General features: G+C 34.9%; 16 protein-coding genes. 9 read left to right on the top strand and 7 right to left on the bottom strand.

Annotated features, from left to right (window positions below):
• Positions 1 to 10 precede the first annotated feature (10 nt).
• Positions 11 to 1,216, bottom strand: coding sequence for an MFS transporter (locus SOI76_RS08335; protein ID WP_104078742.1), 1,206 nt, complete (start codon positions 1,214 to 1,216; stop codon positions 11 to 13).
• Between the two features lie 71 nt (positions 1,217 to 1,287).
• The gene (locus SOI76_RS08330) at positions 1,288 to 1,992 is read right to left on the bottom strand and encodes an SDR family oxidoreductase (protein ID WP_086376201.1); all 705 of its coding nucleotides are present in this window, start codon (positions 1,990 to 1,992) and stop codon (positions 1,288 to 1,290) included.
• Positions 1,993 to 2,112: 120 nt separating this feature from the next.
• On the opposite strand from SOI76_RS08330, the gene gcvA reads away from it, so the two are divergent.
• Together gcvA and SOI76_RS08320 are read left to right on the top strand one after the other, a co-directional pair.
• Positions 2,113 to 2,997, top strand: a complete 885-nt coding sequence (gcvA, locus tag SOI76_RS08325; RefSeq protein ID WP_104078743.1) for a transcriptional regulator GcvA — start codon at positions 2,113 to 2,115, stop codon at positions 2,995 to 2,997.
• 126 nt (positions 2,998 to 3,123) lie between these two features.
• Positions 3,124 to 4,035 (top strand): LysR family transcriptional regulator, encoded by a 912-nt coding sequence (locus tag SOI76_RS08320; RefSeq protein ID WP_104078744.1) that lies wholly within the window; start codon positions 3,124 to 3,126, stop codon positions 4,033 to 4,035.
• 9 nt (positions 4,036 to 4,044) lie between these two features.
• Here SOI76_RS08320 and SOI76_RS08315 read toward each other — a convergent pair whose 3' ends face one another.
• Complete coding sequence (locus tag SOI76_RS08315) at positions 4,045 to 4,506, bottom strand: Lrp/AsnC family transcriptional regulator (protein ID WP_104078745.1); 462 nt, start codon at positions 4,504 to 4,506, stop codon at positions 4,045 to 4,047.
• A gap of 107 nt (positions 4,507 to 4,613) precedes the next feature.
• Between SOI76_RS08315 and rarD the strand changes: the two genes are divergently transcribed.
• The gene (gene rarD, locus SOI76_RS08310; protein WP_104079226.1) at positions 4,614 to 5,516 is read left to right on the top strand and encodes an EamA family transporter RarD; all 903 of its coding nucleotides are present in this window, start codon (positions 4,614 to 4,616) and stop codon (positions 5,514 to 5,516) included.
• Between the two features lie 63 nt (positions 5,517 to 5,579).
• Here rarD and SOI76_RS08305 read toward each other — a convergent pair whose 3' ends face one another.
• From SOI76_RS08305 to hmgCl, 3 genes are read right to left on the bottom strand one after another with little or no spacing between them, the layout of a single operon-like run.
• Positions 5,580 to 6,908 (bottom strand): MFS transporter, encoded by a 1,329-nt coding sequence (locus SOI76_RS08305; RefSeq protein WP_104078746.1) that lies wholly within the window; start codon positions 6,906 to 6,908, stop codon positions 5,580 to 5,582.
• Between the two features lie 50 nt (positions 6,909 to 6,958).
• Complete coding sequence (locus SOI76_RS08300) at positions 6,959 to 8,152, bottom strand: CaiB/BaiF CoA transferase family protein (RefSeq protein WP_086376197.1); 1,194 nt, start codon at positions 8,150 to 8,152, stop codon at positions 6,959 to 6,961.
• A gap of 1 nt (position 8,153) precedes the next feature.
• Positions 8,154 to 9,092 carry a hydroxymethylglutaryl-CoA lyase gene (gene hmgCl / locus SOI76_RS08295; RefSeq protein WP_086376196.1) on the bottom strand — a complete coding sequence of 313 codons (939 nt, stop codon included), beginning with the start codon at positions 9,090 to 9,092 and terminating at the stop codon, positions 8,154 to 8,156.
• Between the two features lie 218 nt (positions 9,093 to 9,310).
• Between hmgCl and SOI76_RS08290 the strand changes: the two genes are divergently transcribed.
• The 5 genes from SOI76_RS08290 to SOI76_RS08270 all read left to right on the top strand — a co-directional run bounded on the left by SOI76_RS08290 (position 9,311) and on the right by SOI76_RS08270 (position 13,877).
• Positions 9,311 to 10,234 (top strand): SMP-30/gluconolactonase/LRE family protein, encoded by a 924-nt coding sequence (locus SOI76_RS08290; RefSeq protein WP_104078747.1) that lies wholly within the window; start codon positions 9,311 to 9,313, stop codon positions 10,232 to 10,234.
• Positions 10,235 to 10,278: 44 nt separating this feature from the next.
• A complete protein-coding gene (locus SOI76_RS08285) occupies positions 10,279 to 11,550 on the top strand; it encodes a CitMHS family transporter (RefSeq protein WP_104078748.1) in 1,272 nt (423 codons plus the stop codon).
• A 165-nt stretch (positions 11,551 to 11,715) separates the two neighbouring features.
• A complete protein-coding gene (gene kipR / locus SOI76_RS08280) occupies positions 11,716 to 12,486 on the top strand; it encodes an IclR family transcriptional regulator (protein WP_104078749.1) in 771 nt (256 codons plus the stop codon).
• A gap of 488 nt (positions 12,487 to 12,974) precedes the next feature.
• Positions 12,975 to 13,319 carry an SMR family transporter gene (locus SOI76_RS08275; protein ID WP_104078750.1) on the top strand — a complete coding sequence of 115 codons (345 nt, stop codon included), beginning with the start codon at positions 12,975 to 12,977 and terminating at the stop codon, positions 13,317 to 13,319.
• Entirely contained in the window at positions 13,320 to 13,877 is a 558-nt protein-coding gene (locus tag SOI76_RS08270; RefSeq protein WP_104078751.1) for a TetR/AcrR family transcriptional regulator, read from the top strand.
• Positions 13,878 to 13,943: 66 nt separating this feature from the next.
• Here the strand turns inward: SOI76_RS08270 and SOI76_RS08265 are convergent, their stop codons facing one another.
• On the bottom strand, positions 13,944 to 14,471 hold the full coding sequence (locus tag SOI76_RS08265; RefSeq protein ID WP_414017396.1) for a TetR/AcrR family transcriptional regulator: 528 nt from the start codon (positions 14,469 to 14,471) through the stop codon (positions 13,944 to 13,946).
• 351 nt (positions 14,472 to 14,822) lie between these two features.
• Here SOI76_RS08265 and SOI76_RS08260 point away from each other — a divergent pair, with 351 nt between their 5' ends.
• Entirely contained in the window at positions 14,823 to 15,389 is a 567-nt protein-coding gene (locus tag SOI76_RS08260) for a TetR/AcrR family transcriptional regulator (protein ID WP_104078753.1), read from the top strand.
• Positions 15,390 to 15,394: the final 5 nt, after the last annotated feature.

Here is a 15,394-nt window from a genome sequence, read left to right as displayed (position 1 = left end):
ATTCTAAAAATTAAATTATCTGTTGTTTAGTGTCTTTAAGAAATAAAAAATATAGAAGAATTATTGATAATAAAGTTATACAACCCATTACTCCATAAAGATTTTGCAAGGAAGTAATCGGGATTAATAGGCCTGCAATTGGACCAATTAATAATAAAGCGATATCAAAAAAGGCTGTAAATACACCTAAAGCTACCCCTTTGTTTTGGTCATTAAACTTTTTCATTGCTTCAACACCCATCGCTGGGAAGACCATAGAAAAACCTGTCCCGACAAGAAATGCTCCCGCATAAGCAATTATTCGGTCACCTGATTGCCAAATTGTTAAAAGGCCGATAGCTTCGACAAGAAATGCGCATAGAGCTACATTCTTACCGCCGAAAACTTGAATGGTATTAGAGAAGATAAATCTTACACCTACAAATCCAATACTGAATAAGCTCAAAGCCAGTGCTGCATTACTCCAACCCTTTTCCAAGAAAAATAAAGCTACAAAGGTTGAAAGTACACCAAAACCAAGAGTTCCAACAGCTTGCCCTAAACCGAAAATCCAAACTTTAGAAACTACTGATAAAATTGGTAGACTTACAGGTCGAACATTCCCAGTCCGTATTGCTGTCTTTCTATATGCAAGAAAAAATCCAACAATAGCTAAAATTATAGTCAAAATGGCAAAGCCGAATTGACCAAACTGCGCATTACAAAAGACTCCTAATGGAGCCCCGATTGCCATAGATAGATATGTTGCTGCGCCATTCCAAGAAATTACCCGTGAAGTTTCTGTGGGGCCAGCTAGCTGCATTCCCCAAAGTGTTGCACCAGTACTGCAGTAGCTTTCACTACTACCTAAAAATAGTCTTGAAATTGCGAGAAAGGAAATACTTACTAGTGGATATGAAACTAACAAAAGTGCTAAAAAAGCGAATACTCCACTTAATCCACAACAACTTAACCCTAGAAGAACTACATATCTGGAGCCCTTTCTATCGACAAGCTGACCAGCACTATGGCGAGTCAATAGCGTTGCTAAATATTGTAAACTGATAATTAAGCCAACCAAAAAAGGTGCAAAATTAAGGTCTTTTACAATAAATTCTGGTAAGACTGCTAATGGCAACCCTACCGATAAATAAGCAAAAGCTGTAAAAATAACGACTGAAATGATTTTCCTTGTCACGTCTAAATTAGACTGTTTCCCTAGAGTCAATACTGCCATCTTTTTTACTCACTTAAAAAGCCCCGTAAATTATTTTACGAGGCTTAACCAACTCATTTGATGAAACATATTTAGACAGAGTGAGTGATGCCTCCATCTACACGAATATTTTGTCCCGTAATGTACGCAGCCCCTTGGGAAGCCAGGAAGCTAATAGTTGCAGCAATTTCCTCACTGGTACCATATCTTTGTAATGGTACAGATTTGCGACGCTCTTCTGTTTCAGGAAGACTATCTATCCAGCCAGGTAGAATATTATTCATACGAATATTATTCACTGCATATTTATCAGCGAAAATTTTAGTAAAGGATGCTAAGCCAGCACGAAAAACAGCTGATGTCGGAAACATATCGCTTGGTTCAAATGTCCATGCGCTAGAAATATTAATAATTACGCCTGAATTTTGCTTCTCCATAATTGGAGTCACTAAACGAGTTGCTCGAATGACATTCATGAGATAAGTATCTAGACCTAAATGCCATTGCTCATCTGTAATCTCTAAAATAGGAGCTCGAGGACCATGTCCCGCACTATTAACTAATACATCAACTCTTCCCCATTTTTGATAAGCTTGATCAACAAGGTTACCTATGTCTTGAGTTGATTGGTTTGTTCCCGTCACACCAATACCATTAAGCTCTTTGGCAATGTCTTCTCCTTTTCCAGAAGAAGAAAGAATACCTACATGATAGCCATCTTTATTTAATTGTCGTGCTGCAGCCGCTCCCATGCCACTACCACCCGCTATAATTAGCGCTACTTTTTCTACAGTCATATATGCTATCCTTTAAAAGTGCTAAAACCATGCACACCTTAATATTTTGAATAGAATATCATGGTGAACTCTTCAGCTGACTTTAACTTTTCTCTCTACTGAATGAAGAAAAACTACAGTATGAATCAGGCCAATCGTTTACCCTCATTGAATGCATTAAAAGCTTTTGAGGCAGCAAGTAGACATTTAAATTTTAAACTCGCAGCAGAAGAGTTAAATGTTACTCAAAGTGCAATTGCTCAACAAATTCGCAGTCTTGAAGAAGAGCTAGGTTCAAAATTATTCGAGAGACATTCTAAAGGCGTAACTTTAACTCCAAATGGTAGGAACTACTCTCATAGCATTACTCAAGCTTTTAATTTGATTTTTGAAGCAACTCAGTCATTTCGCCATTCAAATAAACATATTACTATTAGCGTAACTCCAACATTTGCATCTAAGTGGTTAATTCCTCGGCTCAACCAGTTTACTCAAACTCATCCCGATATTGATTTACAGATTTTAGCTACAGAAAGAATTTCACATTTTCAAAATGATGGGGTCGATTTAGCAATCCGTTATGGTAAACCTCCTTTCGGTGCTGGTCTTCATACAGAGTTACTCTTACAAGATTCTTTTATCGCTGTAGCAAGCCCTCACTTAATCCCTTTAAAAAATCAGCCTTTAGAGTTAAATGATTTATATAAATATACTTTATTACATGATGCTAATAATCTTTGGCCCCACTTTTTAGATAAATTAGAAGTAAAAAAAACTAAAAACCTATTTAAAAATATCCGTTTTAATCAAACCTTATTGGCTATTGATGCCGCAGTTGCTGCACAAGGTATTACATTAAGTAATCCCATATTTGTAAGTTCCGACTTAGAAACAGGAAAGCTCATTAAAATTTTTGAGCAAGACTTAAAAATGGAAACTGGATTTTATTTAGTTACACCTCGATATTCTATAAATGCTGAATCTATAGCTAAAGTTCGTAAATGGTTATTTGATCAGTTCAATTAAAAATAATTTTATTTATAGCTTTATTCTTAATAAGGACTTTCAAATTATTTTTTTCTTTTAAAATTATTTCACAATCAACTATATGTTTGGTAAATTTGGTTTTAAAAAGCTTAAAAAACCACCAAAATGAAGCTCAAACAACTACAGCAAATTAGCAATGCTGATATAAAGCTTTTAAAGATTTTTAAAACTGTTTGTGAATGTGGCAGCTTTACATCTGCTGAAAGTATGTTGGGTATTAGCCGATCTGCAATTAGCTTACATATAAGTGACTTAGAGCAAAAAGTGGGATTTAGATTATGCCAACGAGGTAGAGCTGGCTTTGCTCTAACAGAAGAAGGAAAGAAACTATTAGAATATATTGAGATACTTTTAGTATCTATTGAAGATTTCCGCGTAAAAGTTAACCAAATCCATAATAAGCTCAAAGGTGAATTTAATATAGGCATTATCAATAACTTAGTTACAATGCCAAATTGTAATGTTACTTATACATTAAGGCAGTTAAGTAATGAACATCCTGATGTAAAGATAAATATTAGTATGAGTACTCTTTCAGATATTGAGAGTAAAGTATTAGATGGTCGTCTACATGTTGGGGCAATTCCATTTGTTGCTTCCCTATCTGGACTCAATTACTTTGATCTATATGAAGAGAAATCTTATCTTTATTGTGGTGATAAACATCCTCTATTTTCTTCAACCACTTTATTATTAAAAAATGATTTGAAAAAATGGGATCCTGTAATACCTAACTATAATATAACTGCAGAAGCTATTAATTTACATCAATTTCTTAATTGTAAGGCAACTGCTATAGACAGGGAAGGCATAGCATTTTTAATTTTGACAGGAAACTTCCTCGGATTTCTTCCTGATCATTATGCTTCTAAATGGGTACAAGAACAGAAAATGAAACCTATACTTAAATCAGAGATTTCTTATAAAACTAAAATTTGTTTGATAACTAAAAAGAGTAAAGCGAATAATATGATTCTTAATTACTTTTTAGAGAGAATCTATCTTAAAACTGAATGAATATATATTTCACCCTATTTCTGGAATATCAAGTGTAACTTTTACTCGATCAAGTACTACAGTAGTTTTAAACCACTCAACATTAGAATTATTGTGAAATAAGTCATCACAAATTTTTTGAAAACGGTTCATACTAGGCACTAATATTACCAGCATAAAATCAGCCTCCCCAGTAACGTAGTAACATTGTTGTACTTCTGGACCCGAAAAGCTTTTTTTTAAAGTATTTAAATCTGTAACATGAGTTTTATTAACTCGTATTTCTACCAATATTGTAATTACCTGATTTAATTTATCAGGATCCAAAACAGCAATATTTCCAACTATATAGCCGTTTTCACGTAGTTTTTGGATACGGCGTTGTACAGATGCTGTAGACAAATGAACAATATCTGCTAATTCTCGCAGTGGAATAAGACAATCTTTTTGTAAAAGTTCAAGTAAGGCTGAATCAAATTTATCTAATAACATTCTAAACAATAGTGTGAGAAATTTTCTCATTTATGGTAGGAAAAACAAGGCTAATTATCAATCGAAATGAAATAAAATATTTTCATGGATTTCTTACAGTTTTAATTATGCTTAATAATTCAAAAACATTACTTGGTATAATCTTGAATGTGATTGCTTCAATTTTATTTGCTTCAATGTTTGCCTATACATCTTTGCTAGGTTCTTTGAAGGGCAATGAAATGTATGGTTGGAGAATATTACTGACTTTGCCTTGTTTAACTTTATTCATTATTTTAAAAGGAAATTGGTATCAAGTAAGTTATATATACAAACGCCTATTTCAAGATCGTTATTTCTTTTTAACACGAATACTTTCTTCATTTCTTATCGGTTTACAACTTTGGTTATTCATGTGGGCCCCTACTAATGGTTATGGGATAGATGTATCTCTTGGATATTTTATAATGCCCATCACCATGGTTATTGTAGGCCGAATCGCATTTAAAGAAAAAATGTCAAAATTGCAAAATATGGCGTGTATCTTTGCAATACTTGGAATTATCAATATGGTAGTGGTAGCAAAGACATTTACTTGGCCAACTTTACTTATATGCCTGGGTTATCCGATTTATTTCTGGTTAAGACAAAAGACAAATACCAATAATATTGGTGGGCTATGGTTTGATATGCTTTTGAGTTTACCAATTAGTCTATACTTTATTTTTAAGGGAAATATTGGTTCAGCTGAATTGATGAGTGATCCCGAAATAATTTGGTTAATATTAGGGCTTGGCTTAATTAGTGCACTTGCATTAGGGTTTCAATCTCTTTCAGCCCCATATTTGAATTTAACTCTTTTTGGTCTTTTAGTATATGTCGAGCCAGTGTTCTTATTAGCTGTATCAATCTTGCTTGGCTATTCAATTCAAACTGCTGAATGGCCTACTTACATAGCGATATGGCTGGCTGTATTGGTACTCATAATTGAAGGAATAAGAAATATAAGAATAAGGATAAAAAGTTTATAAGATTTTAAAACTATAAAGATGGTAGTCTTTAAATTGAATCAAAGACTACCTTTCACTAATTTATTAAACAGTTTTGGCAGAAACTTCTTTTTTTCTCATTGTCATATAAAGAAGTATTGTCATAAAGGCTGCTAAAAAGAGAATACATCCCATAATCATAAATCCACTTGTGAAGGAACCGGTTGCTGTTTTCAAATACCCCATCAGATAAGGTCCAACAAAACCTCCAAAAGCGCCAATTGAATTGATTAAAGCAATCCCACCTGCTGCTGCCTCTCCAGATAAAAATTTACCTGGTAATGTATAGAAGATTGTTTTTGCTGAAATTGTACCAACTAAAGCGAAAGTAATTCCAATCAATGCGGGAATTAAACCAGACAAGTTCAAAGCAATAATCAGTGCGATCCCAGCTAACACTAGTGCAACCACAAGATTACGAATAGGTTTACCTGTTCGATCGACATGTTTAGCCCAGATTAATAAACCAACTGTTGAGAAGAAATACGGAATAGCGGCAATCCAACCAATTAAGTTTATTTCAACGCCCTGAGCCTTTAACATCTGTGGTAGCCAAATACCAATTCCATAAGTGCCTAGCGTAAAACTAAAAGTAATAGAGCCTAATATCCACACTCTAATATCTTTCAGTGCATCTTTAAAATGATGATTACCTGCTGCTTTTTGCTTTTCATTTGCTAACACGTTTGTTAAAGCGTTACGCTCATCATTGGTTAACCAATGTGCATCTTTAGGGCTATTCTTTAGTACTTTATAAGTGATAACACCTAAAATACACGCAGGTAGTCCTTCAATTAAGAACATCCATTGCCAACCGTCTAGACCCATATGACCATGCAAACCTAATAGCCATATAGATAAAGGTCCACCGACTAAGAATGAAATGGGAGTAGCAATCGTAAATAAAGCCAGAATATGGGTTCTATACTGAGCTGGAAACCAGATAGTTAAAAAGAAAATAACACCAGGAAAAAAACCAGCTTCTGCTATACCTAATAAGAAGCGAATAAAATAAAAACTATATGGTCCAACCACAAATGCTGTAGCAGCAGCTGCGATTCCCCATGTAATCATGATTCGGGCCATCCAGACTCGTGCACCGAATTTATACATTGCCAAGTTACTTGGAACTTCACATAAACAATAACCTACAAACATGATCCCCGCTCCTAACCCAAATTGAGCTGCGGTTAAACCAAGGGTGTCAGTCATTTGTAATGCGGCATATCCCACACTTGTGCGATCTAAATAATTAAAGAAATATGCAAGGGCTAGCAGTGGAATAAAACGCCAAGTTGCCTTTTTGATTGTGCTATCACATGCCACTTGTTGCAAATTGATAGTATCATTTGAAAAGTTGTTTGAAGAGTTCATATATGCAGTCCTTGCATAAAACACGAATTAAAGAACTAATGCTCAAAGCATTAGTTCGATTTAATAATTTGCGAATCTGTTAGTTCTTTGATTTTCGCTTGGTCATAGCCTAAAGAAGCAAGAACTTCAACAGTATCTTCACCTACTTCTGGCACATTCTCACGGACACCGAAGCGTTGACCATTCATCGTAAATGGCAATAAAGGAACCTTTACTTGCTTACCATTTTCTAGAACTACGTTCCCCATCCCTCCTGACTGATTTAAATGAATATCATCAAATAAATCTTCTGGACGTTGAATCGGAGAAAAAGGTAAACCCGCCTGTTCACATAGCTCCATTACTTTTATTTTGTCTAATTGGCTAAGCGTCTCACGAATAATAGGATGGATTTGCTCACGTGCTTTTACACGTTGATTATTTTGAGCAAAATCTGAATTATTTTTTAGAGTTTCTAAGCCAAAAGCATCACAGAATGCAATCCACTGCGAGTCAGTAACTACACCAATAAACACTTGTTCGTTGTTTTTAGTGTTGAAAACGTCGTATACAGCCCACGCTGAAACACGATTTGGCATTGGAGCGACGGGCTTATCTGTCACTGCTCTTTGCATCATGTGCTGTGCAACCAAAAATGCAGAGTTTTCGAATAAACCTGTTTCAACAAGTTGACCTTGACCAGTTAATTGACGTTGGTATAAGGCTGCCACAATTGAATAAGCACAAAACATTCCGCCCATCACATCATTAACAGATGCTCCAGCACGTAATGGACGTCCCACAGGACCCGTCATATACGCAAGCCCAGTCATCATTTGTACGACTTCATCCAAAGCAGTTCGATGTTCATAAGGACCGGGTAAAAAACCCTTCATTGAACCATAGATAATATCGGGCTTAATTGATTTAACCCCTTCATAATCGAGTCCTAGTTTTTTCATCGCTCCAGGTCTAAAGTTTTCAATTACTACATCAGCAGTTTTGATTAAGTCCTTGATAAGCGACATCCCTTTTTCGCTTTTAATATCAACTGACAAACTTTTTTTATTACGGTTATATGTCATCCAGTAACCAGCACCAGACCCCATAAGTCTGCGTGTGTTATCACCTTGTGGTAATGGCTCAATCTTAATAACTTCAGCGCCAAGATCAGCCAGTAGTAAACCACAAGCAGGCCCCATAACCATATGTACGAATTCTAAAACTCGAATCCCAGCCAATGGAAGTTTCTTTTCATCGTTCATGTTACAGGTCCTTTGCATATTTAAAATTTTTACCTACGCCTGCATCTGGAATAAATCCGTATAGTGGCTCTCCCGGTATTCCTTGCTTCAACCACTCTCGCGCTTCAACAAGTCGATCTATATCAATACCAGTACGTAGTCCCATGCTTTCTAATAAGTAAACTAAATCTTCAGTAACAATATTCCCTGATGCACCAGGGGCATATGGACAACCACCAATACCACCTTGTGAAGCGTCAAATGTGGTCACACCCACTTCAATCGCAGCTAAAACATTTGCCAGACCTTGCCCACGCGTATTATGGAAATGGGCACTGCCTGCTAAATTCCCGACTTCCTGTTTTAATTTTTTAAAAAGACTGCGGACTTGGACAGGATTTGCATATCCAACCGTATCTGCTAGACCAATCTCATCTACGCCTAACTTTGCCATTCGATGAGCCATCGATAGGACTTCATTTTCTGTAACAACACCTTGAATTGTGCAGCCAAAAACTGTGGATAGGCCTGCCTCTATTAATATTCCAGGATATTTTTCATTTCTAAGCTGAATAATTGAATTTACTTCTTCATAAACTTCAGCATGGTTTTTATGGATATTTGAGAGTGAATGAGGTTCACTCACTGAAACAGGGATCGTAATTTTTTGAACCCCTGCGTTAAATGCATTTTCAGCACCCTTTAAATTTGGGACTAAAGCTGCAACGAATACATCTTTTAAAGTCAAAGAGTGTTTAACCAACTCTCCGCAATCCGCCATTTGTGGCAGCAATTTTGGAGATACAAAAGATCCAACTTCTATTTCAGTTAATCCTGCTTGAGCTAAAGCTGAAATCCATTTTTTCTTCATATCGGTTGGCATGGTTTGTTTAATACTTTGCAAACCATCGCGAGGTCCGACCTCGCTCACCAATATATCGATGTCCTTTGAATGGCTCATAAGCTGACATTTCCTATTGCACAAGAATAATTTCACATATAACGCCAATAGCGTTCTATCTAATAGAACATAGTTCTATTTTTAATGCAAATTAAAATTTTGATAGCTCAACAATAAAATTCGAAAAATTTAAAAATACTTGACAGGACTAAAAATAATCTAAAAAATAGTTATAAATAGAACATTGTTCTGTAGAATAGAACAGTAAGGATGCTTGTATGAGTCTTTTCGCACCACCGAAAGAATTACAAACTCAGGTTTTTAGTCAAATTCCTGAAGTTTTTTTAAAGCATGTTGAATCAGACTGGGTTCGTGCTAATAAACCGGGACAAAAAGTAACGAGCTTTTTAGAAGGCCCATCTTTCGATAAGCATGGAAATTTATTTATTACTGATATTCCATTTGGACGAATTTTTAAAATATCTCCAGAAGGTCAATGGGACCTTATGGCAGAATATGACGGCTGGCCGAATGGTCTAAAAATACATAAGGACAGTCGAATTTTTATTGCTGATTATAAAAATGGAATCATGCAATTAGACCCCAATACAGGTGAGGTTAGCCCATTTTTAACGCATCGCAAAAGTGAAAGTTTTAAAGGGGTAAATGATTTATTTTTTTCTCAAGATGGGAAGCTTTATTTTACAGATCAGGGCCAGACAGGCATGCACGACCCAACAGGACGTGTATTTAGCTATGACATGAATACAGAACATCTAGAATGTCTTATTAATAATGCTCCAAGTCCTAATGGTTTGGTCATGGACTATGAAGAAAAAGCTTTATTTGTCGCAATGACCCGTGGAAATGCTGTATGGCGTTTACCAATCCAAAAAGATGGCTCCACTACAAAAGTGGGCATTTTTACTGCACTCGCTGGAGGTTTAAGTGGAGCTGACGGAATGGCTTTAGATGCTGATAAAAATCTATATGTTTGTGATGCGGGCCAAGCATGTGTATGGGTGTTTAACCAATATGCAGAACCACTTTATCGCATTAAATCATGTGCTGGCAGAACGATTACCAATCTAGCCTTTGGTGGTCATGAAAATAAGCAATTATTTATGATCGATTCATCTACCGGTTCTATCTTAACTACCCATTTAGAACATTCGGGTAAGCCAATGTTTTCTCATCATTAATTTCTACTTAAAATTTATTTCTTAAGTAAATCAAGGATTGATTTATGTTAGTCTTTTTAAGTTACAGCATGATCGCTGTATTTATGTATGCGGTAATGTCGAAACGCTTATCTGCGCTTACAGCTTTAGTACTTATTCCAGTAATTTTTGCGCTTTTGACTGGTCATGTCGCAGACATGAGTAGCATGATGATTGATGGAATTAAGCTACTTGCTCCCACTGGCATCATGATTACCTTTGCAATTTTGTATTTTTGCATGATGACAGATGCTGGCCTCTTTAATCCGCTTATTCAATTCATTCTCAAAATTGTTAAAGGTGACCCGTTAAAAATTGTTGTGGGCACCGGTATTCTTGGAATTTGTGTCGGGCTAGATGGTGACGGTGCAACGACTTATATTATTGTTGCAACAGCCTTATTACCTTTGTACAAAAAAGTGGGAATTCGACCACAAGTCATGGCAACTATTCTATTACTGTCAATTGGGGTAATGAATATTTTACCGTGGGCTGGTCCATTCTCTAGAGCTGCGAGCGCACTTAAAGTTGATCCGACTGGACTCTTTTTACAAATGTTGCCAGTAATGTGTGCCGGTCTTATTTGGGTCATATTTGTCGCTTTTTACTTGGGTTTAAAAGAAAGAAAGCGCTTAGGTATCCATGAAATTAAACCAGATAACGATCTTATCCATCATGAGCAAAATACGAAAAGTTGGAAATCATGGTTCAATCTGATACTTACTATTCTTCTCGTTTTTTCAATGATTAAAGGTTATTTACCTTTAGCGCCTCTGTTCATTTTGGCATTCTGTATCGGTTTAGTGGTTAACTTCCCAGAACTTTCTGAACAGAAAAAATTAGTCGCGAAATATGCAGATAGTGTTTTAGCAGTTTCTTCTCTGATCTTTGCTGCGGGTATTTTTGTAGGAATCATGACAGGTACAGGAATGATTGAAGCTATTGCTCAGCATCTCATCTCAATTATTCCTGAAACATCTGGATCTTATCTATCATCGATTACTGCTTTTATCAGCATGCCATTTACCTACATTTTGACAAATGATGCGTTTTATTTTGGAATTCTACCTATTCTTGCTGAAACTGCTTCACATTATGGTATAAGCGCAAATGAAATGGCTATCGCAAGTTTAATTGGTCAACCTATTCATTTGTTAAGCCCAATGGTTGCCTCTACTTATCTATTATGTTCTTTAACCAATGTAGATTATGGTGAGAATCAAAAGGCGTCTGTTCTTTGGTGTACTGGGACTTGTGTAGTGATGTACATTGCTGCTCTAGTGATCGGTCTTATATAAATCATGAAAAGTGCTTTCAACATTTGAAGGCACTTTTTATATTCTTTTATGTTTTATCTCGCCACGTACTGACATTCACTAAAAAATCTATTTCATCTTTTAAATTACAGCTATACTTACTTATTCCTGAATCACTTAAAATTAATTGAGTTTTTATATTTTTGTATGACGAAATCAACACAAGATCCTGATAGCCAAATGGATAAGCAAAATTCAGGTGTAGCTGCCGTAGATAGAGCATTACTTATTTTAGATGCTTTTGATATAGATAGCCCCGTCTTATCTCTCGCAGAAATTTCACGCCGTACAAAGTTATATAAAAGTACTATTCTTAGATTATTGAGTTCATTAGAACGTCATGGTTATGTTGTTAGAAATGAAGATGGCCAATTTTCTTTAGGCATTACACCGTTAAAACTATCAAGAATTTATCAAAATTCTTTTAAGCTTAAAGATGTGCTTTACCCGATATTAGAAAGAATTACAAAAGAAACAGGTGAAACGTCTTCATTTTATATTTTAGATAACGATAAGCGCGTGGTTCTGTTTCGCATTGAACCCGCTCGATCTGTAAAGGTTTCTATCTCTGAAGGAGATACTTTCCCAGTCAGTGTTGGTGCTTCGGGTAAAATTCTTCGCGCATTTTCTCAAACTGATGTAGATGAGAATCTACAGCAAATCCAAAATCAATTTTGGGCAAGTTCCTTTGGAGAACGTGATCCAGAAACGTCCTCTTTGTCTGTCCCTGTATTTAGCAATGGTAGACAGTTACAAGGGGCGCTTACCATTTCAGGCCCTTCTGAACGTTTAACACAAGAAAAAATTGCCGAAAATACTTCGCTTTTACTTGAATGCAGTATCCAAGTTTCAAAGTATTTAGCAGGAAGTATTTATGGTTTAGAAGATGCTATTAAACGATTATCAATTTCTATTTGATGTATAAAAATATTCATAATAGCTCTTCATATCTCTAAAGAGCTATTATGATTGTTATCATTATATAGACAACAATTAACAGCTGAGAATATGCCAGATCAGATTAAGGAACAAGTTAAATCTGAAATTGAGCGCCAACTTGCGAAAGGAACACTCGTTAATGATTGACTCAAACATGATGGCAGTAAAGTAATCGAAATTGATTTTCAAAACGTATTCATTAGAAAGTCTTTGTATCAATAAAATTCAAACCATCCAGCAAAAATAGCCAAGCTATGGAGCTATTAAATATTACCATATAAACGAACACTTACTGATTTTTGGAACTAAATGAACTTTTAACGTTGGTTGAAATTTCACCATACGTGTGCTCTACCCATATTTTCTGCCTTGTAGGGAAAATCCCACCTGCTAAAAATAAATAATTTACTTCAAAAAAATTACTATATAACATACCAACCGAACGGTATGTTTGCAGGATAAGTTACATGAACAATCTTTTATTTGCTTATGGACTTCTTGGATTAGCAATAATTTCAGAAGTTATAGGAAGCACTTTTTTAGTAAAGTCAGCAGGTTTCACAAAATTATTTCCAAGTTTAATGGTGGTTATTCTTTTTAGTATTGCTTTTTACTTGTTATCTCAAGTGATTAAAATCATTCCGTTAGGAATTGCATATGCGATTTGGGCAGGTGTAGGAATTATATTAACTGCCATAGTTGGTTATATTATGTTTAAGCAAACTCTAGATACACCAGCTTTAATTGGAATAGCTCTAATTGTGGCTGGAGTATTAGTTATTAACTTATTTTCTCAATCTACAGGTCACTAAATGCAAAAAATACAGCAACCTAAAAAGCAGCCTGAAATCATTCGAAAGAATATTATTGAACAAGCCATTATTCTTGCCTCTGAAAAGGGTACTTCAGGCGTTTCTATACAGAACGTTGCAAATGGTGCTGGAATTACTAAAGGTGGAGTCTTTCACCACTTTGCAAATAAACAAATTTTAGTAGAAGCAATGATTTCAGAGATTATCTCTCATCTGGATCGGAAGGTTGAGGCTTTAATTGCCGAAGATGACACACAACATGGAAAGTTTACTAGAGCATATATAAATACTGCTTTCATGTCTCAAATAGATGGTCTTGTCTCCCCTTGGTCTGCTTTAAATATGACAATGATTAGTGACCAAACATTTAATACAATGTTTGGTACATGGCTTAAAGAAAAACTAAAGCAATACTCAAGTACAGATAGCCACGATGAATTAGAATTCATTCGGTTAGCAAGTGACGGATTATGGTTGCAGACAATTACAGAAATTATAGATATAGAAACTTCTTTAAAATATAAAAATAAACTAATAGAAAGAACCTATTTAGATTGATGTTAGCTGAGCCGAACAGTAATTTTCTCAGCTCGGCCTGAATTTTTAGTTGGTAGCTATAAAATTTTAAATATGATAGATCTTATCAGCAAAATAGCTCCATATATATTCTCTATGGTCAATCTCATCATTTACAAGCGACTGGATAATAGAACTATCAATGATATATATAAGTAATCTCGCTTCTTCAATAGAAGAACTACTTTTAATATTTAATAATATTTCTAGTATTGTATTAATTAACCATTCTCTATACTTAATAACTACTCGATAAGCTTGAGGATACATTTTTTCTATTTCAAATATAGCCTTAAATATTAAATGGTAGTGACTTTTTAAATCAGCATGCAAAAAATAAATTTCTTTTAACTTATCTAAATTCTGGCTTTTTAGGTTTGTACTTAAGATTGAACTTACTTGTTGCTGCAAGGTTTCCTGATGAAACTCAAGACACAACTCAATTAGTTTCTCTTTACTTTTGAAGTGCTTATAAAAAGTCATCTTACTAACATTTGACTCTTTAGAGATACGGTCTACTCCCACATTATGAAATCCATGTTGATCAAAAAGATATCTTGAAGTATGAAGAATCATTGATGAACTAAAGGGAATTTCCATATTTGACATAAATAAACCGCACTATAAAAAGATTGAAAAAATATATGTAAGAACTTCATATATTCCATATTTATAATTATAAAATATAAAAATTATAAAAGTCAGCTAATTAATGTTTATTTTTAATTAACTTGCACTTCAAAATTAATACACAAGTACCTTAAATATAAAATATAAATTCTTATTATTTATTTAATTTTCATTAATTTAAATTTAACTCACTATCTATCTATGACTTTTTCTCATGCATTCATGCAAATTAATCCTTTGAAAATAAGCTAATCACTACCTAATTTAAATATAACGTTCACTATACCTCCTTTCTATATGAGCAAAGCCCAAGACATTCTCAACACTGCCGAAAGACTTTTTGACTTTCAAGGCTTTCATGCAACTGGAATTGATCAGATTGTTCGTGAAGCGGAGGTAACTCCACGAACTCTTTATCGACATTTTCACTCGAAAGAACAATTGATTTTAAAAGTACTCGAGGAAAGAGAATTACGCTTTTTTAGAAAGCTACAGCAATGCATTGAGAATAAAGAAAACTCTATTCCAAATTGGGTAGCCGTTTTTAATGAATTAGAAAACTGGTTCACAGAAGAAAGTGATAGAGGATGTTTATTTTTACGTGCTCTAGCTGAGTATCGTCATAAAGAGACTGAAATAGTGCGAACCGTGCTTATTCATAAACAACGCACACTAGATTTTTTAATGGGCCAATTTGCCAAAACTTCCCCTAATCATTTTAAAGATATAGCTGAAAGTTTGATGCTCATCATTGAAGGTGCTGTTGCTTTGGCTCCTGTTATTGGGGGAAAAGCCGCAATTCAAAGAGCCAGTAAGTTAGCCCATCAACTATTAAAACCTACAACCCACCCATTACTTCACTAGGAGAA

Source organism: Acinetobacter pittii, from assembly GCF_034064985.1.
Taxonomy (GTDB): Bacteria; Pseudomonadota; Gammaproteobacteria; order Pseudomonadales; family Moraxellaceae; genus Acinetobacter; species Acinetobacter pittii_H.
Note: the sequence above shows the minus strand (reverse complement) of the source record. Positions and strands in the feature narration are given on the sequence as shown.